The sequence below is a fragment of the Novacetimonas pomaceti genome, assembly GCF_003207955.1.
In the GTDB taxonomy this organism is placed as follows: Bacteria; Pseudomonadota; Alphaproteobacteria; order Acetobacterales; family Acetobacteraceae; genus Novacetimonas; species Novacetimonas pomaceti.
Genome location: NZ_NOXG01000027.1, coordinates 1 through 21,074, shown reverse-complemented (window position 1 = coordinate 21,074; position 21,074 = coordinate 1). Strand labels below are relative to the sequence as shown.

Genomic DNA, 21,074 nt, shown 5'->3' with positions numbered 1-21,074 from the left:
CTCCAGATTGGCTTCGCTCTGTGGCACAGGCCGATAGTAGACGCCCGACCGGTTGAGTTGCAGCAGCGTGCATTGCCGGATTATCGGCAGGCATGCTCTCTTCGGGTCAATCATCTGCCGCCTCTGATCACGCCCAACCGAGCAGAGGCATCCCGCAAAAAATCCCGTTCCACCAGCAACTGGCCGATCTTGGCGTGCAGTTTCTCTACATCAGCAGGGCTGACTGAAGGTTCCGTTACTGACTTACCAGAAAAAAGGCTTGCCATGCCTTCGATCGCCTGGCGCTTCCATTGGGCGATCATCGTCTGATGCACGCCATGTTTCGAAGCCAGTTCCGCCAGCGTCAGTTCCCCACGGATCGCCTCCAGCGCAACCCGTGACTTGAACTCTGCCGCATACCGTTTCCGCGTAACCTTGCCCATAAAACCCGTCCTCGTTCAGGCCAGATGATAGCTTATCGCCCTGTCCGAAAAATGGGGACCACCTCTCCTCCTGATGGACCGCCCCGCTCAGATCAGAAGCTCGCCGTCAGGCTCACATTGAACGACCGCCCCATGCCGGGCAGGGCGCGCAGGCTGCCGGTGGCGGCGTAATCGGCCAGCGACCAGCCGCCCAGCGGCAGTTCGTATTTCTGGTTCAGCACGTTGTCGATGCTGGCATCGAGCGTCATGTAGCGCCAGTGATACTGCCCGCCCAGCCCCAGCAGGGCATAGCCGGGGGTGCGGGGTTCGTTGCGCACCCAGTCCACCGTGTCCTTGGCCTTGACGAAGGTCATCTCGACCCGGCCGCTCCAGTTCTTCCACCGTTCGTTCAGCGTGACGCTGCCATTGGTGGGCATCTGGTGGTACAGCCCCGCGCCATTGGTCAGGTCCTGCCCGCGCACCCAGTTGAGGTTGGCCACGATCTCGCCCCGGCCAAAGCGGGCATTCTGCCACAGCCGGTAATTGCCCGATCCGTTGATGCCGTAGCTCTGGGCATTATGGTTGGCAAAGCCCAGCGTGTAGAACTGCCTCGCGCTGGCAAGGCGGTAGGCGTTTATGTAGTCGTGGGTGTAGGTGTAGTAGGGCTGGACCTTGAGGTCCCACCGGTCGCCATCGGGGTCATGCCAGTCAGCGGTGATGGAGGCGGTATTGGCGACCTCGGGCTTGAGGTCGGGGTTGCCCACGTAGCCGTTGCCATCGCCAAACCAGTTGATCATGCTCGTGACCATGGCCGAGCGGCCCCAGGCATAGCGCTCGTACAGGTTGGGCGAGCGGGTCTTGCGGGCATAGCCGCCCTCGATGGTCAGGTCGCGGCGTGGCTTCCAGCGCACCAGGGCGGTGACATCGAAGTTCACATCCGTCCGGCCCCGGTCGGTGGTGTTGAAGGCATTGGCCGCGTTGATGTTGGCCATGTTCATCATGCTCATGGTCGATGAATAGCCCGATACCGGGCCGGTATTCATCATGACCAGGTCATTGCGAAAGCCCAGCAGCGTGGTCACGCGCGGGGTCCAGGCGGCCTCCCATTCCACAAAATGGCCCAGCCGGTCGCGGTGGCCGTTATTGATGCTGTGATAGGTGTCCGGCCCCATCATCATGCTGCCCGCAACCGGCGGCCACCAGTCATTGAGGCCGGAATGGTCGAACGAACTGCCCAGCCGCAGGGTCTGGCCTTCCGCCAGGGGGATGGTGGCCTTGATGCTGTAGCCGGCCATGCGGGCATTGGTGTTCATGGGCATGTGGGTGGTCTTGGCGCGGTCGGGCAGGAAGTCCATGGCGTGGTCCTCGCGCTGCCAGTAGCCCCGGGCCTCAAGCTCGCCCCAGTCGAACGTGCCGAGATACTTGCCGTTGACGAAGGTGGAGCGGTTGTTCGTCATGTCCATGTACTGGTTGGCAAACCCTTCATGCGGGGTGTCCTGCTGGCCAAAGGTCAGGGCCAGCAGATGGTTGCCCTTGTGCACGCCAAAGGTCACGGCATGGTTGTAGGTCAGGTAGCTTGTCGAGCGCACCAGCCCCGCATCCCCGCCACCTTCATAATCACCCGCCTGCGCGTAGGAGGCATTGTAGCGCAGGCTGAACGTGTCATTGGCCACCGTCAGGCTGCCCGAGGCGCCATACCCGCCGCCATTGCTGCGATAGGTGCCGGTGACATGCCCGGTCACGAGCACCTTGCCATGCCTCGCAAACTGCGGGTCCTTGCGCTCGACATCGATCGTGCCGCCGGTGCTGTCGCCGCCCATGCTCACGGGGGTTATGCCCGCGATGGCGGTGGCGGTGTCCACGCTGTCGGGGTCGATGAAGGACAGGGCAGGGTTCATGTGGTTGGGGCAGCCCGAGGCGATGCGCACGCCATCGACCACGGTGGCCACGCGGTCATCGGCCATGCCGTTGAGCACGGGCAGCGAGGCCAGCCCGCCTGCGGAATACGTGCTGACACCGGGCTGGTTGCGAAACAGGCTGGCGGCATCGGGGCTGCTCAGGCTGGCCGCCGTGCGCTGCGTGGCGGAAGGGGACGCCGCTGAAAGCAGGCGGTCGCCCATGGGGGTGCTGTCCGCCGTATCCTCGATCGAGAGGCCGGGCAGGGTCACGGTTGTCTGGGCGCGCGCGCCCAGCGGGTGCAGGGAGGCCGCCAGCATGCAGCCGCCTGCGGCCACCACGAGGGGGGGGGCCGTTTTTTTCATGGAAGTCACTTTTCATGTCCTGAACAGGAAAACGAAAGACGCGCACGCCCGTATGGACGCGCGGCAGCGCGTGAGTTCAGGAGATGGAAGGTGGCCCGCAGGCCGGGGGCAGCCCCAGCGGAGTGGGAGGGGGCGCGCGGGGCTGGCGGGGTTCGTGCCGGTGGGCGGCCCATGCCATGGGCGGCAGGGGCAGGAAGGGCAGAACCACCAGCGCAAGGGCAGGCAGGTGCAGGAGCGGGCAGAGCGGGCAGCCTTCGGCATGGTCGTGGCCATGGGGGGGCATGTCGCCATGCTCATGGGGCGCGTTCGCCATCGCCATGTGGTGATGCGGCGGCGCTGCGTGGCGTTCTGTCCGCGTTGCGACGGGAGCGATATCGATTCCCGTCAGCCGCATGATGGTGCCGCGCGGCAGTTCGCCGGGCAGGCTGCGGCTTTCAACCAGCAACTGGCCCCATAGCCCCAGGCACGCACACAGCACCATGACCCAGCGGATCACAGGCATGTCATGCATGAAGGGGTGGCGGGCTTGGCCCATGATGGACAGGTTCTTTGCGGTTGTAAGATAAAGACGGTAACAGGACAGTGTTCTCGGAGGTCGGGGGCTTTTTGTCAAATGACAAGGCAGCCCGCGCCCATGCCCCAATGGATGGAAGCGTGCAGCAGCAGGACAGAACGGCAGGCCGGATTCTTGTCACGTCAACCGGCCCCGCCGGCTGGCGGCGCGGGCGGCTGCTTGCGGGCTGGGCCATCATGGCTGCCGTGCTGGGCCACGGCCTGATTGCCGCGTGGCTGCTGCCCGCCCGCGCGCCCGTGCCCGCGGCCCCAGCGGAAAAAAACAGCATTCAGGTCTTTTTTGACCAGCCCGGGGTTGCACCGCCCCCGCAAGAGGCTACGCCACAGCCACAGCCACAGCCACAGCCACAGCCACAGCCACAGCCACAGCCACAGCCACAGCCACAGCCACAGCCACAGCCACAGCCACAGCCACAGCCAAAAGCCGTGGCCACGCTGCCTGCTGTTACCGCCCGGCCCGCCGTGCGCCCTGTTGCGCAATCCCGGTCACCGTCTGCTCAGCCCTCGGCCCAAGCTCGTGTTGCCGCACCGGTTGGGTCTGCCCCTGCGGCAACGCAGAATGGCCCGGCCGTGCCTGGCGCAGCACAGACTGCGGCGGTTGTGCCAACCGCGCCCCATTGCACGCCCCCCGCCTGGCGTTACCCCGCCATGGCCCGTCACATGCATGAGGAAGGCAATGCGCTGGTTGATGTCGTGCTGGGGAGCGAGGGGCAGGTGGTACAGGTCAGCCTGAAATCCGGCACCGGCTATGATGACCTGGACAGCACGGCCCTTGCCGCTGCGCGTAAGGTCCAGTGCACCCCGCAGGGTCGCCCGCTGGAGGGCACGCATGTCCTGCTGCCGGTTACGTTTCGCCTGCATTAATGGTGAAGGGACGTTCGGCAACCCTGTGCAGGCAGCCGCCTATGCGTATAAGAATGTCCGTTTTAAAAAATTAGCGCGCTGCTTGAGGGCGGGATAGAAGGCTGGTTATCATTTTTTTAGGAATATTTTCCGCATAAAGGGTGTGTCGCCGGAAACATGCGTTTTCTGGTGATGGCAGCCCCGATCACGATCGACCATCCATCCTGACGGTCGGGGCTGTCTTAATTTCTTGCATGGCTAAAGTCAGCACATGCTAAGGGCATCAGAATATATGCCCTGTGTAGCCGATCCATCATGTCATTTTATGCTATAAAAATGAATAGGTGATATATATAATGAGATAAAAAAAGATAATATAAACAATCATTCCTAATGCATTTGGAGGGATCGAAGAACCCCTGATTGATGTGCTTGGCCGGTAATTTCTGGGTTTTGGCGATTTGATTGACGGTTTTTGCGATGGCCTCCGGTCTGCGTTTTGAGCAGATTGGGAGTTGTCCTCCGCTGGATGGCTATGCGCTCGCGTTCAATCTTTCGAGGAAGAGGAAGCGGCGCATATTGTAGACGATATTGGCGAGCCCGATCCTCATGGTGGCTCGGCTGATACCGACAGTCCGGACAAACAGCCCCGTCTGTGACTTCTGATCGGCAAAGACATGCTCGACACGCGACCGGATAATGGATTTTCCTGCATTCGATTTCTGGATATGCCGGGGCATAGGCTTGAGATGCGGCTTTTTGCGATGAACCTTGGAGACAAAGCCCTGCTTTTCCATGAAGTCTTCATTGGCTTTTGAGCGGTAGGCCGTGTCAGCCCAGACACTTGAGGCTGTATTGGTTTTATCCAGCAGCCCCTCTCTCAATCGCGCGCCATCACTGGCGGCGGCATGCGTTGTTTTCCATTTCCGGATGAACCGGTATTTTCGATCGATGGAAACATGATCTTGTACCGGGAGCGCAAGCGATTTTTGCGGTTTCAGGGAGTCTTTTCAATCCGATTGGAACGACGTCCTGCTCTGATGTTTTCTCCAACGGTATAGCGCTCCAGAATGATGGCTTTTGCTTCAGAGAGGGTGATGCTGTTTCCCTCCCTGTCGCGCACTTCGTAAGGCTTTCCTCGTTTGAGAACGCTGAAGATCCGGTTCACAATACGATTGGCAACGGCACATAAAGCCTGTTTGTGATGATGACCTTTCACTGTCATCAGCCTCCAATAAAGTTCTGCCAGTTCAGGATCTGTTTTTCGTGCCGTATCAGCAGCAAGATAAAGTGCTTGTTTGATGCGGTTATTGCCACCCTGGGTCAGGGTCTGGCCCGCTCGCTCCACACCACCACTATCAGCCCTTCTGGGAAACAGGCCACAAAAACCCCGTAAATGTTTTTCAGAATGAAACCGCTCAATGTTCTGCAAGATACCAATCAGGGTCGGCGCGAGATGACGGCCGACACCCGGAATACTGAGCACAAGACCCTGTGGGTCGAGGTGTTTGTAGAGGTCAGCAATATGCCGCTCAAGATCTCCAACAGTCTGAATTTTCGCCAGAACATTCTTAATTTCCATCGCGATCTCGAACTGCAGTTCCGAAAAATCAATGTGTGTCCCATGAAGGTCCTGAGCGTATTGCGCCGCTTCACGCAACCCTGTGATCAGCGTTTCCACAAAGGGCCCACTGCGCGGATGGTTCCCTCCCGCATGGGCTGCAACATATTTGGCGAGCGTCGTACGACGCGCCTTCAAAACATCCGAGGGGTGAAACCATTTCTGCAACAGGGCCAAAGAGAGCCGCGTTCCTAAGTCGGGCAAGACTGCTTCAAGCCTGGGGGATGCCCAACGAATGAGATCAAGCAAACGCCGCCTGGCATCCGCGATCTCGTTCTGAAAGCGGCTTCTCTGTTTGGTCAGACGTTGAAGAGCGTGGCTTCGTGGATCCGGAATATGGACTGGATCAAGGCGTGGTCCACCAAATGATGGCATGGCCGCCAGGATCTGGGCATCAGCCATATCTGTTTTGGCGTGTTCGGAAAGGTAACGGCGTAGAGCCTTGACCCGCTTTCCCTTGACGCGGGCTACGGTGACGCCAGCATCCGCAAGGTGGTGGGCAACAGGAAACCAGCTCATACCGGTTGGCTCCATGATGGCCTGAATGTGGTCATCCGCCCTCAGCCCCATCACGGCAGTCTGAACAAAGGCGGCAAGTGAGGGCTGATCATGCCTGAAACGAATTGCACGGCCATTAGGGCGGCCATCGTCATAGATCTGAGCGAGGTGATCTCCGCGAATGGCCAGATCAATACCAATGGTACGGAATGTCATGGTCGGTCCTTTCTGGTGAGGGAACCAACGCTGCGGTCACAGTCAGGTGTGTCATTCGTGGCCGATCAACTTCACTCAAAGCAGACGCCACAATCATGTTACTCTTGCCCCGTCAGCGCGGCCGGGCCGGGTTCATGCTTCACGGAGACGAGACGATCGGCGGATCTCTCAGGGATTTTAGCCCCGAACCGGCCTGGTTCATCCTGGCAGTATAGACCCGGTTCCCGGCATGCCGGGAACCGGGTCTGATCCACAAGCACGTTTTCGAAGCCTGCGCTTCTCTGACTTTCTCCATGGCATCAAACCCGGCACCGCTATCGATACCTGCGATTTATAGCCAAAGAACGGGATGGCGAGATCGCTGGAGGGCATGGTTCCATCATCCTGCCGCTTCGCCTTCGTGAACTTCAGTGTCCATCGCGCATGACGATCCTTGTGCGACAGCTTTGCGGGTTTGTCCTGCCAGTCTTCAGGAATACGTCCTTCCCGAAGATCGGCTTTCTCTGCATTGGTGTTCCGCTGCTTCGGAGCCGCTACCAGCGTGGCATCCAGGATCTGGCCTGACATCGGCAAATACCCGGCGTTGCGCAGGGTGGCATCAAAGCGGTTGAACAGCCCATCGATCGCACCCGCCTGGGTCAGACGCTTTTGACACAGCCAGACCGTTTTGGCATCCGGCACCCGATCTGAAAGTCCCAGACCAAGGAAACGCATAAAGGAGAGGCGATCGTTGATCAGATATTCCGTCCGCTCATCAGACAAATTGTTGAGCGTCTGGATCACCAGAATTTTGAACATCAGCACAGGATCAAATGGCGGTCGTCCGCCTTTGCTGCCGTCAGAATACGCCAGAGCCTTCTCCAGGTCAGGGCGGAAGACTTCAAAATCCACAGTCCGGGAAAATGCTTCGAGCTGATCACCAAGCCCGCTCAAGCGGGCAAGCCGCTCTTCAACGTCAAAAAATCCCGTCTGCTTCATGATCCATACTCCAATCAACGCAAGGAAAATGGAATCACAGAGCAGACCTCAATACCAGAGGGTTTTTCGAACCCTCCATCTGTATCGATCATTATTGCACGGATTGTATGGTATATGGTCGAATGGAATATCATCGAATGTATGGAAATTCCATCCCATGTCAGCATACCCCTATCTCGCCCACTGGAAAGAAGAGATCAGCCGGAGTCCGAACGCGATTTACATGACGCTGGCCGATGCCCTGGCGCTTTCCATCCGCAAGGGCGACCTGAGGGAAGGCGACAGGTTGCCACCACAGCGCACGATCGCGGAGTATCTCGGCACCAATCTGACGACCGTGACCCGGGCCTTTACCGAGGCCCGCCGACGCGGCCTGATTGACGCAACGGTCGGCCGAGGAACCTTTGTCCGTGTCGGCGCGGGGGAAAGCCACTGGCGCCATACGGGACCGGCTGTGGTGGATCTGACCATGAACCTGCCACCGATCCCGCAGGAACCACCGCTTCAGCGGATCATCCAGAGCGACATCGCAGCCATCCTGAAACAGCAGGATCTGAACAGCCTGATGTCCTACCGGGTGACGGGTGGCACACAGGAAGAACGCCAGCTTGGCGCGAAATGGATCGCGCCCGTCATCGGTCAGCGGCGAACGGATGAAATCCTTGTCTCACCTGGTGCCCAGAGCGCTCTGGCGGCCACTGTCAGCACCCATACCCAGCCGGGCGATGTGATTGTCACCGACCGTATTGCCTATCCCGGCATCCGGACCATCGCGGCGCAGTTCGATCTTATTCTGGTCGGCGTGGACAGCGACATGGACGGGATGATGCCGGACCAGCTCGATCGCGTCTGCGCCGAACATCATCCCCGGATGCTCTACTGCATTCCGACCATCCACAATCCCACCACGGCCACGATGTCCCTGCAACGACGCAAGGATATCCTGAAGGTTGCCCAGCATCATCATCTGCATATTGCCGAGGATGACCCCTACAGCCTGCTGATGGACAATCCGCTACCGGCGCTGGCAGCACTCGACCATAGCCGTGTCAGCTACGTGGCTACCCTTGCCAAGACGCTCAGTCCGGGCCTGCGCATCGCCTATGTGGCCTTGCCCAATGCGGACATGACCCGACGGGTCGCGGCGGCCATCCGGGCCATTGCGCTCACCAATGCCGGTCTGCTCAGCGCGCTGACGGCGCGGTGGATGCAGACAGGGCAGGCGCATACGATCCTGCACGCCATCCAGAAAGAACTGCGCCTGCGCCAGTCCATTGCCCGCAGGGTGCTGGGGGAGGGGCATTGCATGAACCCCGACGGGCCGCATGTGTGGCTGAAACTGCCGGACTGGTGGGGCAGTGCGGATTTTGTGGCCTATGCCCGCAGGCGGGGACTGGCGCTGGTGCCCAGCACCGTTTTCACCATCAGTGGCGAGCCGCCGCAGCGGGCCCGGATTGCATTGGGCAGCGCACCGGATGCTGCAAGCCTTGAGGAATCCCTGCATGGCGTGCTGTCGGTCCTGCAACACAAACGCTCACCCGGCTTTGCCGATATTGTGTGACCTGCGCGCAGTGTCTGGAATCGATGGGACCATCTGATTCCGGGGCGCGCCATGCGGGCACACGGAAAAACAAAAAGGCACTTCATTCACGACTGCGTGATTATAAAATCAAGCTAAAACAGACCTTTATGGATACACCTTACGATTGTATGGTTGTCGTATATTTCTTGTATGCCTCTGTCGTGGCAGGATGGCGGCATGTAATCTGATTTGATCCGTTTGTACCTTTTTCATAAGGCATACAATATTTTGGCTCTCTGCCATCCCGTGCCACGTTTGCCTCGGCAACGCGGTCAGTCCCGGCTCCCTGCCGGAGACCGCAGCACACGGGAGAGATACCATGCCGAAAGTCGAACACGCTCCGTACAAAGACGGCGACTGCTTCGTCAATTATGAAAACAAGGTTTTTGAGGACGTCAAAGCCCAGCCCGGCGAAAAAGCCCTCATCACCTTCCACACCGTCGCCAATGAAGGCTCGGTCGGGTTCGTCAACCTGCTGCAGGCCACCCGCCTGATCCGCAAGGGCTTCGAGACGTCGGTGCTGCTATATGGACCGGGTGTCACCCTTGGTGTGCAGCGCGGCTTTCCCCGTCTGGGCGACGAAGCCTTTCCGGGGCACATGAACTGCAACAAGCAGATCGCAAAAATCCTTGAGGAAGGCGGAAAGGTCTATGCCTGCCGCTTCGCGCTTCAGGCCCTCTACGGCTACGGCGAGCAGAACCTGATCCCCGGCATCACGCCGATCAACCCGCAGGACGTGCTCGACATCATCCTGCTGGCCCGGCGCGACAACGCCTTCATCCTCAATACCTGGACCCTCTGAAGGCCGAAGGGAGGACCGCAAGCCATGTCCCGTATCGTTCGCGCCGCAGCCATCCAGATCAGCCCCGTCCTTGGTGACGATGGTCTGGGAACTGCCCGGAAAGTCTGTCAGGCCATCCGCGAGGCCGCCGAAAAAGGCGTGAAACTGGCGGTCTTTCCCGAAACCTTTGTGCCGTACTATCCCTATTTCTCGTTCATCCAGCCGGCTTTCCGCTTCGGTGGGGAGCATCTGGCGCTTTACGAACGCGCCGTCGTCATTCCCGGTCCGGTCACCGACATGGTGGCCGAGGCCGCGCGCCAGACCGGCATGGTCGTGGTGCTGGGCGTGAACGAGCGCGATTTCGGCACGCTCTACAACACCCAGATCATCTTCGACGCCACGGGTGAAATCCTGCTCAAACGCCGCAAGATCACGCCCACCTACCATGAACGCTTGGTCTGGGGGCAGGGCGATGGTTCCGGGCTGAAAGTGGTGGAAAGCGCTGCCGGTCGCATTGGCGCACTGGCCTGCTGGGAGCATTACAACCCGCTCGCCCGCTACGCGCTGATGACCCAGCACGAGGAAATCCACTGTGCCCAGTTTCCGGGCTCGCTGGTCGGGCAGATCTTTGCCGACCAGATGGAAGTCACCATCCGGCATCACGCGCTGGAATCCGGCTGCTTTGTGGTGAACGCCACGGGTTGGCTCACCGAAGAGCAGATCAAGGAAATAGCCCGCGATCCCGCGCTGGAAGGGCCGCTGCGGGGTGGGTGCTTCACGGCCATCGTCTCGCCTGAAGGGAAGCTGCTCGGCACACCACTGACGGAAGGCGAGGGGATGGTGATTGCCGATCTCGACTTCGCCCTGATTACCAAGCGCAAGCGGATGATGGATTCCGTAGGGCATTACGCACGGCCCGAACTGCTCAGCCTGCTTCAGGACCGGCGGCCCGCCCGCACCGTTCATTACGTTGGGGAAGCCAATCCGGTTCCCACATCTACAGATGAGGCTGCGTCATGACCATTCCGACGCTCGGTACACTTTCTGGTCGCAAGCTCGTTACCGACCTGCAATCCTTCGGGCTGCAGATCGGTGAGCAGACCGGCGGCATTGCCCGCAAGGGAGGCGCCGGTCCTTCGGATCACAAGACGATTACCATTGCAGGCCAGACCGTCATGGTCCCGGTCTATACATCCGGCGCGCGGCATTCACCATTCCAGGCCAGCCCGCCGGACCAGCACGGGGCCAGCACGCTGCTACGCGATGGGCAGACACTGGGCACGATCCATTTTCCGGCCGCCCCGCGCTTTTACGGACTGAGCACGGCGGACGGCATTCCCTACTGGAAGATCGCCCTGCTGCATGGCCGTGACACGCTGGCGACCACGGTGCACCAGACCTGCATCCGCTATGCCGACCGGCGCACCTCCTGTCAGTTCTGCGCCATCGGCCAGTCGCTGGAGGCCGATCGGACGATCGCTTACAAGACACCGGCGCAGCTTGCCGAGGTCGCCAAGGCCGCCGTGGAACTGGACGGCGTGCGCGACATGGTGCTGACCACCGGCACGCCCAATGTGGTTGATCGGGGTGCTGCCGTGCTGGCGGAATCAGCCCGTGCCATTCGGGCGGCTGTGGATCTGCCGCTTCAGGTCCAGTGCGAGCCGCCGCGCGATCACGGCTGGTTCCAGCGCCTGCGCGACGCCGGGGCCGACAGCCTGGGTATGCATCTCGAAGCCGCAACACAGGCGGTGCGCGAGAAGATCATGCCCGGCAAGGCCACGGTCAGCGTGGATCGCTATATGGACGCTTTCGCCAGCGCCGTGCCGGTCTTCGGGCGCGGGCAGGTCAATACCTACATTCTGGCCGGTCTTGGCGACAGCGCCGCAGATATTCTGGCTCTGGCCGAACGCCTGATTGCGCTCGGGGTCTATCCCTTCGTGGTGCCGTTCGTGCCGATTTCCGGCACACCGCTGGAAAATCACGCGCCGCCTTCGGCCGATTTCATGAAGTCCGTGCTTGCCCCGCTGGGGCGCATGCTGCGCGAGGCGAACATGAAATCCACCGACATCCGGGCCGGGTGTGGCCGGTGCGGCGCCTGTTCCTCCCTTTCGGCGTATGAACAATGACCATGATCCTCGAAGGGGTGGAAGACCGCCCGTTCATCCCCACGGAATATGTCGTGCGCCTTGCCCGCACGCCGTGGGAACGCGCAGGATATCACGCGCTGCGTCACGAAGTATTCTGCACCGAACAGCATGTTTTTGCAGATGACGATCGCGATGCGATTGATGCGACCGCCATTCCCATCATCGCAGCCTGCTGCATGGCGGGGATGCCGGACCGGATCGTGGGAGCGGTGCGCATCCATGAGGCCGAGCCCGGCGTGTGGCGCGGTTCCCGCCTGGCCGTGCATGAAGATCATCGCAGGCTGGGGCGGATCGGGGCGGAACTGATCCGCATGGCGGTCAGCACGGCGCACGGACTTGGAGCCAGACGGTTCCTGGCCCAAGTGCAGGAACAGAACGTGCTGTTCTTCCGCCGCCTGCACTGGAAAAGTCTCGGGGCCCTCACCCTGCATGGGCTGCCACATCACGACATGCAGGCCGACCTCTCACGCTATCCGGCGCATGGGCTGGACCAGACCTGGCTGCTGCGCCCGCAGCCTCGTAACCGGCAGGTGGCATGATGGCACACGAACTGACGACACTGCTGCGCACGCTTCGACACGGTCGGGCCCTTGCGGGCAAACAGGATATTGCCGAAACCGTCGCAATTCTTGGTCGGGATACAAGCGATGGTATCCGCCTAGGAGATGACTGTGCTGCCATACCGGATGGCGATGGCTATCTCCTGCTGGCCAGCGAGGGGTTTCAGGACAGCTTCGTGCGCGCCATGCCGTGGTTTGCCGGCTATTGCGGCGTGATGGTCAATATCAGTGACATCGCGGCCATGGGCGGTCGCCCTGTGGCTGTGGTGGATGCGTTGTGGAGCGATACATCCGAGGCGGCCGCGTCCATTCTGACCGGTCTGCATGAAGGTGCGCGCACCTATGGCGTGCCGGTTGTCGGCGGTCATACCAACATGCGCAGCACCCATAATTCGCTGTCGGTGGCGATCCTTGGCCGTGCCCGTCATCTGCTGACCAGTTTCGATGCCCGACCGGGCGAAGTCCTGATCGCCGCCATCGACCTGCGCGGCCGCTGGCACGACCCGCACCCGTTCTGGGATGCGAGTTCCGCACTGTGTCATACTGAGGGGGCGGCACGCCTTCGGGGTGATCTCGATCTCTTGCCCGGCATTGCCGAGGACGGGTTAAGCCGCGCCGCCAAGGACATCAGCATGGCCGGACTGCTGGGCACCGCCCTCATGCTGGCAGAATGTTCGGGTATCGGCATGACCATCACGCTCGATGACATTCCACGTCCCGACGATGCACCAATGGAACGCTGGCTGTCCGCATTCCCCAGCTATGGCTATCTGCTGACGGCCCGGCCCGAGGCGGCCGGGGCAGTCATGGCCCGCTTTCATGGGCGGGGCATAGCGGCTTCTGTCATCGGTCAGTGTGACAGCACGCAGCGGCTGGATGTCACATGGGCGGACGAGAAGGAAACCTTCTGGGATCTCGCCCGGATGCCTCTCATGGGGTGTGCGCCATGAGGCTCTCCATCGGCATCCTGACCCATTCCACCAATCCGCGTGGCGGCGTGGTGCATGGCATGGCGCTGGCCGAAGCCCTGTGCGACGCAGGCCACGACGCCACGCTCATCGCGCCGGATGTAACCGGGGTCGGTTTCTTCCGCAGGCCCCGCTGCGCCACAAACTGCATCCCGGCTGTGCCCGAGCCCGACCTGCCAACGCTGGTGGAACGCCGTATTGGCGAGATCAGGGACGCCCTGCGTGGGCAGCATTTTGACGTGCTGCATGCGCAGGACCCGATCAGCGCCAATGCACTGGCCGAACTGGTGGAAGAGGGGCGGATACCGGGCTTTGCCCGCACGGTCCACCATCTTGACCATTTCACGCACCCGGTCCTTGCCGCGCGGCAGGAACGGGGGATCAGGGCGGCGGCCGAACTGTTTACCGTCAGCCCAATGTGGGAAGATGTCCTGCGTAACAACCATGGCCGTGAAGCCCCGGTCGTGGGCAACGGGGTTGATCCCGTGCGCTTTTCGCACGTCCCAACCGCGCATGATGCCGCGTTGCGGGCGCGGTATCATCTGCCTGCCGACCGTCACCTGATCCTGTCCGTGGGCGGGATCGAGCGGCGCAAGAACACGTTGCACCTGCTGGAAGCGTTTGTGGCCCTGCGCCGCGAACGGCCGGACGTGCATCTGGTTGTGGCGGGCGGGGCCTCGCTGCTGGATCATTCCGCCTACCGCACCCGGTTCACGACGTATCTGCGCGAAAGCGGTGCAGCCGATCATGTCACCATCACCGGGCCGGTTGCGGATGAGGACATGCCCGCCTTCTACCGGCAGGCGGACGTGCTGGCCTATCCGTCCATAACCGAAGGGTTCGGCCTGTGCCCGCTGGAGGCGCTCGCGTGTGGCACGCCAGTTATTGTGCCGGCAATCGCACCTTTCACGGAGCATTTTCCGGCAACGGATGCGCTGTGGTGCCAACCGGCGCGCCCCGACACCTTGTTCATGGCATTGCGCGACGCCCTGCGCGTCGAAAGCCGTGACCATTTCCGGGCCAGCGGCCCCGCAACGGTCCGCCGTTTCGACTGGGGACGCGTCGCCAGCCGTCACCTCCCCGCATACCGGCGTCTGGCGGCGCGGTCGCGCACCGATGCCCTTGCTTCAGGAGCTCTTTCACCATGCCCGAAATGACCTTTCGTGTGCGCTGGCCCGATGGGAAGGAGACTGACTGTTACTCCCCCTCGCTGGTCATAAGGGACCACTTCACGCCCGGTCAGGATTATCCGGTCCGGGAGTTTCTTGAAAAGGCGAACACCGCCCTGACGGCAGCTAGCGAGCGGGTGCGCGCCCGCTACGGCTTCCCATGCAGCCGCGCCCTTGGCCAGCTTCAGGCCATAAGGCAGGCCAGTGCGCCTTTTCTCAATCGACCCGATGCGCAGGTGCGCGTCCTGTCTTTCAGTTATTGAGACGAAAAGAACGACCATGACACAGAACGAGAAAAGCATCCCTGTCATCATCGTGGGTGGCGGACAGGCCGGGCTCTCCATGAGCTGGTATCTCTGCCGCGAGAAGGTGGAGCACATCGTCTTTGAGGCAAAGACCGCCTGCCATTCGTGGGATGATGAGCGCTGGGACAATTTCTGCCTGGTCACACCGAACTGGCAGTGCAAACTTCCCGGTCATCCCTACAAGGGGAAAGACCCGCACGGCTTTATGGTGAAGCAGGAAATTATTGACTACGTGAGGGGCTTCGTGAACTCCTTCAATCCGCCTCTGCGCGAGCACACAGCCGTTACCTCCATCACGCGTCATGAAGGTGGTGGCTACCGCGTGGTAGCAGGTGGTGAGACGTGGCACGCGAAACATGTTGTCATCGCATCAGGCGCATATCAGGACGCGGTCATCCCCGGCTATGCCAGCGCGATCGACCCCGCCATCCCTCAGGTTCACTCACAGGATTACCGCAACGCGGCCCAGCTGCCTGAAGGGGCTGTGCTGGTCGTGGGCAGCGGCCAGTCCGGCGCGCAGATTGTCGAGGACCTGTTCCTTGAAAAACGCAAGGTCCACCTTTGCGTCGGCTCCGCCCCGCGCGTCTCGCGCTTCTACCGTGGCCGCGACGTGGTGGACTGGCTTGCGGACATGCATTTCTATGATCTGACGGTGGATAATCACCCCCTGCGTGACGGCGCACGCGACAAGACCAATCATTACGTCACGGGCCGAAATGGAGGCCATGATCTTGATCTGCGGCTCTTTGCCAAGGAGGGCGTGGGCCTGCATGGCACGCTTGAGACCATTCGTGACGAAATCGCGCACTTCGCGCCGGATCTTGCGGAAAACCTTGATGATGCGGACAAGACCAATGCCGATATCAAGAAATCCATTGACGCCTACATTGCTCGTGAAGGGATTAGTGCTCCCACCGAAGCGCCCTATGTACCCGTCTGGGAGCCCGATGGTAGCAACGCGCCACTGGACCTGAAGGCCGCGGGCATCACCTCGATCGTCTGGTGCATTGGCTTCCGACCGAACTATCGCTGGATTGACGTGCCGGTCTTCAACGGGGCCAACAAGCCGGTCTGGCATCGCGGCGTGACCGATGCGCCGGGCTTCTACTTCCTCGGCCTGCCATGGCTGCACACCTGGGGATCGGGACGGTTCTCAGGCGTTTCGCGTGATGCCGCGTGGCTGGCCAGCCAGATCACCGGCAAAGACGTGCCTGTAGCCTGAACGGAGTAAAGCGCCATGCTTCCATGGACAACATATGAGGCGATGTATGACGCGGCCACAAGCCAGCCAGAACAATTCTGGCTGGAGGCGGCGCAACGCATCACATGGAAGCAGGCACCTGTGAGCGCATGCAGGACACGGGCGGATGGCTGGCATGACTGGTTCCCCGACGCCACGCTCAATACCTGCCACAACGCCGTGGACCGGCATGTTGAAAATGGTCGCGGTGAACAGGCGGCATTGATCTGGCATTCCTGCGCCACGAAGGAACGGCAGGTGGTAACCTACCGGGAACTGCAGGGCAGGGTAGCCGGGTTTGCCGGCGGCCTGCGCGCGCTGGGGGTGGAGAAAGGCGACCGCGTCCTGATCGCCATGCCCACCATGATCGAAACCGCCATCGCCATGCTGGCCTGTGCGCGGATCGGGGCGGTGCATGTGGTGGTTTTTGCGGGTTACGCCGGACCTGAGCTGGCTCGGCGGATTGATAGCGTGGCGCCGAAAGTCATCATCATCGCCAGTTGCAGCTTTCAGGGGCAAACCACCATACCATCCCAACTCGCCCTGAATGAGGCGCTAGCCGAAGCCGAGCATAAACCCCAGGCCTGCGTGATCGTGCAGCGAGCGACCTGCCCGGCTCAGCTTCTGCCGGAACGGGATCACGATTTCCATACGCTGGAACAGTCCGCGCCGGCAGAGCCGGTCATGCTGAGATCTGAAGATCCCCTGTATATTCTTCATACATCCGGCACGACAGGTCATGCGAAGGGCATCGTGCGCGACAATGGCGGGCATGCCGTGGCCCTCGCCCTGTCCATGGAGCTGATCTATGGCTGCGAACCCGGCGATACGTTCTTCACGACATCGGATCTGGGCTGGGTGGTAGGCCATTCCTACGGGGTCTATGCACCGCTGCTCAGCGGCTGCACCAGCGTGATCGTGGAAGGCGGCGCATCGGCTTCCGCCATCCGCGCGCTTTGCCATGAGCACGAGGTGAAATGCCTGTTCACCACACCCACCCAGATGCGCCTCATGCGGCAGGAAAGCCGCAACCTGTCAGGGGCCATCCTGCCTGCACTGGCCCGCATTTTCGTGGCCGGGGAGTATGCGGACCCGACATTGCTGGAGTGGGCACGATCCTATTTTTGCAAACCCGTGGTCAATCATTGGTGGCAGACCGAAACCGGATGGAGCATCACCGCGCATTTCTTTGGCCTGCCCGAGCGTGAGCCGGTTGCGCTCATGAACGACATCGGGCGGCCTGCACCGGGATTCCGTCCGGAAATCATGCTGTCCATACCCGGTGAACAGTGCGGCGAAATTGTCCTCTCCCTGCCGCTGCCACCCGGCTGCCTGGCTGGCGTATGGAAGGATGGAGCGATCCATGTTCCTGCAGCTTACCTGGACGAGACCGGCCAGTATTATCGTACCTTTGACGAAGGTATGATCGAGGCCAGCCGCGCCGTGCATATGCTCGGGCGTTCCGATGATGTCATAAAGGTCGCGGGCCGGCGAATTTCGGGCGTACAGATCGAAAAGATCATCGCCGCCCATCCAGAAGTTCATGCCTGTGCCGTAGTGGCCACCCCTGATGAACTGAGAGGCCAGCGACCTGTCGCCTATGTAGTACCTAACTCCGGCGTAGAAGGCAGACCTTCTTCCGAGGAGATAATCGGACGGGTCAATCACGCACTCGGTCGCTGGATTGGCCTTAAGGAAGTCCGCTTCGTCAAACATCTGCCAACAACGGTTTCAGGAAAGATCACGCGGAAACGCCTGTTGGTATCTTAACGTTATCAGGCTCGTACCAGATCATTCTTACGGAAAAATGGTGAGCTCAAACAGACAGTCCGGAGACTCTGCACTTATCAATATGTCATGGTTAAAGGATTATTAGAAAGACGACAGAATGGTAACTGAAGGCGTCTTCAAAAATCAAAAAAATAACAGATGCCTACATCTATCAGACAGTGCGAATATTCCAACAACAAAACCGTCTAGCAGTCTGCATTTATTGAAATTTTATATTTCTTATAACTGCGACTGAATCAGGATTTGGGGAATTACCCATGCAACCATCTCACGATATCGCGCTGCTTCTTGCACGCTTCCAGTTCGCCTTTACCGTAGGCGTCCATATTGTTTTTCCTGCCTTTTCAATCGGCTTGGCAGCCTATCTGGCCGTACTGGAAGGATTATGGCTTAAAACCGGCCGTGCGGCCTATCTTGATCTCTATCGATACTGGATCAAGATATTCTCGATCGTCTTTGGGATGGGCGTCGTCTCCGGACTGGTCATGTCGTATGAATTCGGCACGAACTGGTCAGTTTTCTCGCGGAAAGCCGGGCCTATTACAGGTGTCCTCCTATCGTATGAAGTCATGACAGCCTTCTTTCTCGAGGCGGGCTTCCTAGGGGTCATGCTCTTTGGCATGAACAAGGTGGGACGCGGCCTGCATTATGCAGCAACATGTTGTGTCTCGGTCGGCACACTCATCTCGATGACATGGATCCTGGCATCAAACTCATGGATGCAGACGCCGCAGGGATACACGATTGATGCTGCTACCGGTCGCTTCATACCTGCGGACTGGCTTGCCATCATTTTCAATCCCTCTTTCCCTTTCCGGCTTGTGCATATGGGTCTGGCGGCCTTTCTTTCGGTTGCCTTTATAGTAGGGGCGACAGGGGCGTGGCATCTGCTCAAGGCACGCCGTGCGGGCACCCAGGCAAGCGAACCAGTGCGCCTGATGTTTTCCATGGCGATGTGGATGGCAGCCTTCGTTGCCCCTCTGCAGGTCCTCGCCGGTGACGCCCACGGGTTGAACACGCTCAAATACCAGCCGGTTAAAATTGCTGCGATGGAAGGGGACTGGGAGTCAGAAGCACGTGCCCCTGAACTACTGTTCGGTATTCCCAACATGAAAACCGAACATACGGATTATGCCATCAGGCTGCCGCTGGCCGGGTCGCTCATCCTGACACACAGCCTGAATGGCAAGGTACCGGGCATGAAGGATTTCCCGCGTGACCAGCGTCCGCCTTCTCCCGTGATCTTCTTTTCCTTCCGCATCATGATTGCGCTGGCGATGCTTATGGTCATTGTCGGGTTCTGGTCACTCTGGCTGAGGCACAGAGGAACTCTGTTTAGCAGTCCGGGATTTCATCGGGTCGCCGTATGCATGGCACCGGCCGGTTTCATCGCATTGCTGTGCGGTTGGGTGACGACCGAGGTTGGGCGTCAACCATGGACCGTTTATGGTTTGCTCAGGACATCCGATAGTGTTTCCCCGATTGCTCTGTCCAATATGGCGCTGACGATGACCGTCTTTGTTGTAGTCTACGTAATCGTATTTGGATCAGGCATCGGCATTCTGGGCCGCCTGCTAGCACGCGCACCACAGGAAGGAGAGCATGAGACCAGCCCCTCTCATGCCCCGGATATTCTAGCCACAAGCACTCATCCCAAAGTCATCAATCCCTCTTCTGGCGAAGGAGCCTGAACATGATGGACGTCGCATACTGGCTTCCGATCATATGGGCCGTTATTCTGGTCGCTGCGATCACCATCTATGTCGTCCTTGATGGCTTTGACCTTGGCATCGGAATGCTGTTCGCCGTGGAACGGCATGAAGGCCGCAGGGATGTGATGGTCAACACCATTGCCCCTGTATGGGACGGAAACGAAACGTGGATGGTCCTTGGTGGCGCTACGCTTTACGGGGTCTTTCCTGGGGCCTATTCAACCCTGCTTCCCGCGTTTTACCTGCCGATCGTGCTCATGCTGGTTGCCCTGATCTTCCGGGGTGTAGCCTTCGAATTTCGTATCATGACACGCGGGACTGGACGCGAAAAACTGTGGGACGGTGGCTTCATGATTGGATCGGGAATCGCTGCTTTCTGCCAGGGCGCAATCCTCGGCGGAGTTGTTCAGGGAATCAAGGTCGTGGATGGAGCTTTTGTTGGCAGTTCAATGGACTGGCTGACCCCATTCAGCGTGCTGTGCGGACTGGCCGTCATGTGCGGTTATGCCCTGCTCGGGGCAACTTGGTTGATCTGGCGCACAACCGACGTGCTAGAAGCTTCCTGCCGCAAATGGGCGAAGCTGCTGGCAATCGGGTTGTTTGTATGCATCGTCGCTGTCAGCCTGTGGACGCCTATGTTGCACGCACCCTACCTGCGACGCTGGACCGAGTGGCCCAATATCGTATTTGTCGCACCCGTTCCCCTTCTGGTAATCGCACTAGGTTTTCTACTGACCATCGGTCTGCGTCGTGGGCATTCCAAAGGACCCTTCCTGTGTGCTCTCGGTTGGTTCTTTCTCTGCCTGTCCGGACTCGGGATTACGGTATGGCCGTATGCTGTTCCGCCCGGGTTGACGCTGTGGGATGTATCATCCCCCCCATCCAGTCAATTTTTTCAACTGGTCGGCACCGTCATCTTGCTGCCGATCATCCTGACCTACACAGTCTACTCCTATCGTGTGTTCCGGGGAAAGGTAACGGAAGCAGATGGCTATCATTGAGATTGTACAGGGCAATGGGGACAACGCGCCCCGGCGCCTTAGCCAGCGTATAGGTTGGTTCATCGGCATATGGACGCTTAGCACAGCAGCGTTATTCGCAAGCGCACTACTCGTTCACATGATCGTACCAAAATGACTAAATCTGTGGTTGTTCTGACAACCACAGATTCATTTTTTAACATTGATTATACCCAGTTGAATTCCTGCCACGATCTTATTGAGCCGTTTAGCGGCGATCTTTTGCCTGATTTCGGGTCGCCGGAAATAAATCGGTATCTCACAGAGCAACGGGCCGCCGTCCCATGCTGTTGCCATGATCCGCATTGAACTAGCAGCCTGTCGGGTTGGGGTACCCTGTGAAGGGGTAAGGCTGTAGAGTGTCGCGATGAGCCGCTTCATCCCGTTTGACCGATCCCAGCCGTATCTT

General features: G+C 59.9%; 18 protein-coding genes and 3 pseudogenes. 14 read left to right on the top strand and 7 right to left on the bottom strand.

All coding sequences use genetic code 11. The features are described 5' to 3' along the window. From CFR71_RS13425 to CFR71_RS13415, 3 genes and pseudogenes are all read right to left on the bottom strand, one after another. Nucleotides 1-422: pseudogene (locus CFR71_RS13425) on the bottom strand (transposase); the annotation flags it as partial. A 92-nt stretch (nt 423-514) separates the two neighbouring features. After that, the gene (locus tag CFR71_RS13420) at nt 515-2,617 is read right to left on the bottom strand and encodes a TonB-dependent receptor (RefSeq protein WP_110560079.1); all 2,103 of its coding nucleotides are present in this window, start codon (nt 2,615-2,617) and stop codon (nt 515-517) included. Nucleotides 2,618-2,738: 121 nt separating this feature from the next. Further along, on the bottom strand, nt 2,739-3,197 hold the full coding sequence (locus CFR71_RS13415; protein WP_014106937.1) for a DUF2946 family protein: 459 nt from the start codon (nt 3,195-3,197) through the stop codon (nt 2,739-2,741). 119 nt (nt 3,198-3,316) lie between these two features. On the opposite strand from CFR71_RS13415, the gene CFR71_RS13410 reads away from it, so the two are divergent. Continuing rightward, nucleotides 3,317-4,099, top strand: a complete 783-nt coding sequence (locus CFR71_RS13410; protein ID WP_338065943.1) for an energy transducer TonB — start codon at nt 3,317-3,319, stop codon at nt 4,097-4,099. Between the two features lie 512 nt (nt 4,100-4,611). Here the strand turns inward: CFR71_RS13410 and CFR71_RS13405 are convergent. The 3 genes and pseudogenes from CFR71_RS13405 to CFR71_RS13395 form a co-directional block, all read right to left on the bottom strand. After that, nucleotides 4,612-5,043: pseudogene (locus CFR71_RS13405) on the bottom strand (transposase); the annotation flags it as partial. Nucleotides 5,044-5,075: 32 nt separating this feature from the next. Then, the gene (locus CFR71_RS13400) at nt 5,076-6,413 is read right to left on the bottom strand and encodes an IS110 family RNA-guided transposase (RefSeq protein ID WP_042788780.1); all 1,338 of its coding nucleotides are present in this window, start codon (nt 6,411-6,413) and stop codon (nt 5,076-5,078) included. 315 nt (nt 6,414-6,728) lie between these two features. Then, nucleotides 6,729-7,391 (bottom strand): annotated as a pseudogene (locus CFR71_RS13395) (transposase); the annotation flags it as partial. 157 nt (nt 7,392-7,548) lie between these two features. Between CFR71_RS13395 and CFR71_RS13390 the strand changes: the two are divergent. From CFR71_RS13390 to CFR71_RS13330, 13 genes are all read left to right on the top strand, one after another. Then, nucleotides 7,549-8,952, top strand: coding sequence for an aminotransferase-like domain-containing protein (locus CFR71_RS13390; protein WP_014106934.1), 1,404 nt, complete (start codon nt 7,549-7,551; stop codon nt 8,950-8,952). Nucleotides 8,953-9,292: 340 nt separating this feature from the next. Then, nucleotides 9,293-9,775, top strand: coding sequence for an MSMEG_0572/Sll0783 family nitrogen starvation response protein (locus tag CFR71_RS13385; RefSeq protein ID WP_010512510.1), 483 nt, complete (start codon nt 9,293-9,295; stop codon nt 9,773-9,775). Between the two features lie 24 nt (nt 9,776-9,799). After that, nucleotides 9,800-10,774, top strand: a complete 975-nt coding sequence (locus CFR71_RS13380) for a Nit6803 family nitrilase (protein ID WP_110531848.1) — start codon at nt 9,800-9,802, stop codon at nt 10,772-10,774. Beyond that, a complete protein-coding gene (locus CFR71_RS13375; RefSeq protein ID WP_087608919.1) occupies nt 10,771-11,880 on the top strand; it encodes an MSMEG_0568 family radical SAM protein in 1,110 nt (369 codons plus the stop codon). The genes CFR71_RS13380 and CFR71_RS13375 overlap by 4 nt, the downstream gene beginning before the upstream one ends. After that, complete coding sequence (locus CFR71_RS13370) at nt 11,877-12,440, top strand: MSMEG_0567/Sll0786 family nitrogen starvation N-acetyltransferase (RefSeq protein WP_087608920.1); 564 nt, start codon at nt 11,877-11,879, stop codon at nt 12,438-12,440. The genes CFR71_RS13375 and CFR71_RS13370 overlap by 4 nt, the downstream gene beginning before the upstream one ends. After that, nucleotides 12,437-13,411: a sll0787 family AIR synthase-like protein gene (locus CFR71_RS13365; protein WP_014106929.1), complete on the top strand. Its 975-nt coding sequence runs from the start codon at nt 12,437-12,439 to the stop codon at nt 13,409-13,411. The genes CFR71_RS13370 and CFR71_RS13365 overlap by 4 nt, the downstream gene beginning before the upstream one ends. Next, the gene (locus CFR71_RS13360) at nt 13,408-14,586 is read left to right on the top strand and encodes an MSMEG_0565 family glycosyltransferase (protein ID WP_110531846.1); all 1,179 of its coding nucleotides are present in this window, start codon (nt 13,408-13,410) and stop codon (nt 14,584-14,586) included. The genes CFR71_RS13365 and CFR71_RS13360 overlap by 4 nt, the downstream gene beginning before the upstream one ends. Further along, entirely contained in the window at nt 14,574-14,861 is a 288-nt protein-coding gene (locus tag CFR71_RS13355; protein ID WP_039733278.1) for an MSMEG_0570 family nitrogen starvation response protein, read from the top strand. Before CFR71_RS13360 ends, CFR71_RS13355 begins: the two co-directional genes overlap by 13 nt. A 16-nt stretch (nt 14,862-14,877) precedes the next feature. Then, nucleotides 14,878-16,125, top strand: coding sequence for an MSMEG_0569 family flavin-dependent oxidoreductase (locus CFR71_RS13350; protein WP_110531845.1), 1,248 nt, complete (start codon nt 14,878-14,880; stop codon nt 16,123-16,125). Nucleotides 16,126-16,140: 15 nt separating this feature from the next. Next, nucleotides 16,141-17,913, top strand: a complete 1,773-nt coding sequence (locus tag CFR71_RS13345) for an AMP-binding protein (RefSeq protein WP_110531842.1) — start codon at nt 16,141-16,143, stop codon at nt 17,911-17,913. 278 nt (nt 17,914-18,191) lie between these two features. Next, nucleotides 18,192-19,625, top strand: coding sequence for a cytochrome ubiquinol oxidase subunit I (locus tag CFR71_RS13340; RefSeq protein WP_087608923.1), 1,434 nt, complete (start codon nt 18,192-18,194; stop codon nt 19,623-19,625). 2 nt (nt 19,626-19,627) lie between these two features. Next, a complete protein-coding gene (cydB, locus tag CFR71_RS13335) occupies nt 19,628-20,647 on the top strand; it encodes a cytochrome d ubiquinol oxidase subunit II (protein ID WP_087608924.1) in 1,020 nt (339 codons plus the stop codon). Next, nucleotides 20,634-20,783 carry a DUF2474 domain-containing protein gene (locus tag CFR71_RS13330; protein WP_081477948.1) on the top strand — a complete coding sequence of 50 codons (150 nt, stop codon included), beginning with the start codon at nt 20,634-20,636 and terminating at the stop codon, nt 20,781-20,783. Before cydB ends, CFR71_RS13330 begins: the two co-directional genes overlap by 14 nt. Before the next feature lie 32 nt (nt 20,784-20,815). Here CFR71_RS13330 and CFR71_RS16725 read toward each other — a convergent pair. Then, a partial coding sequence (locus CFR71_RS16725; protein WP_207781396.1) for a hypothetical protein occupies nt 20,816-21,074 on the bottom strand: 259 nt, incomplete at its 5' end.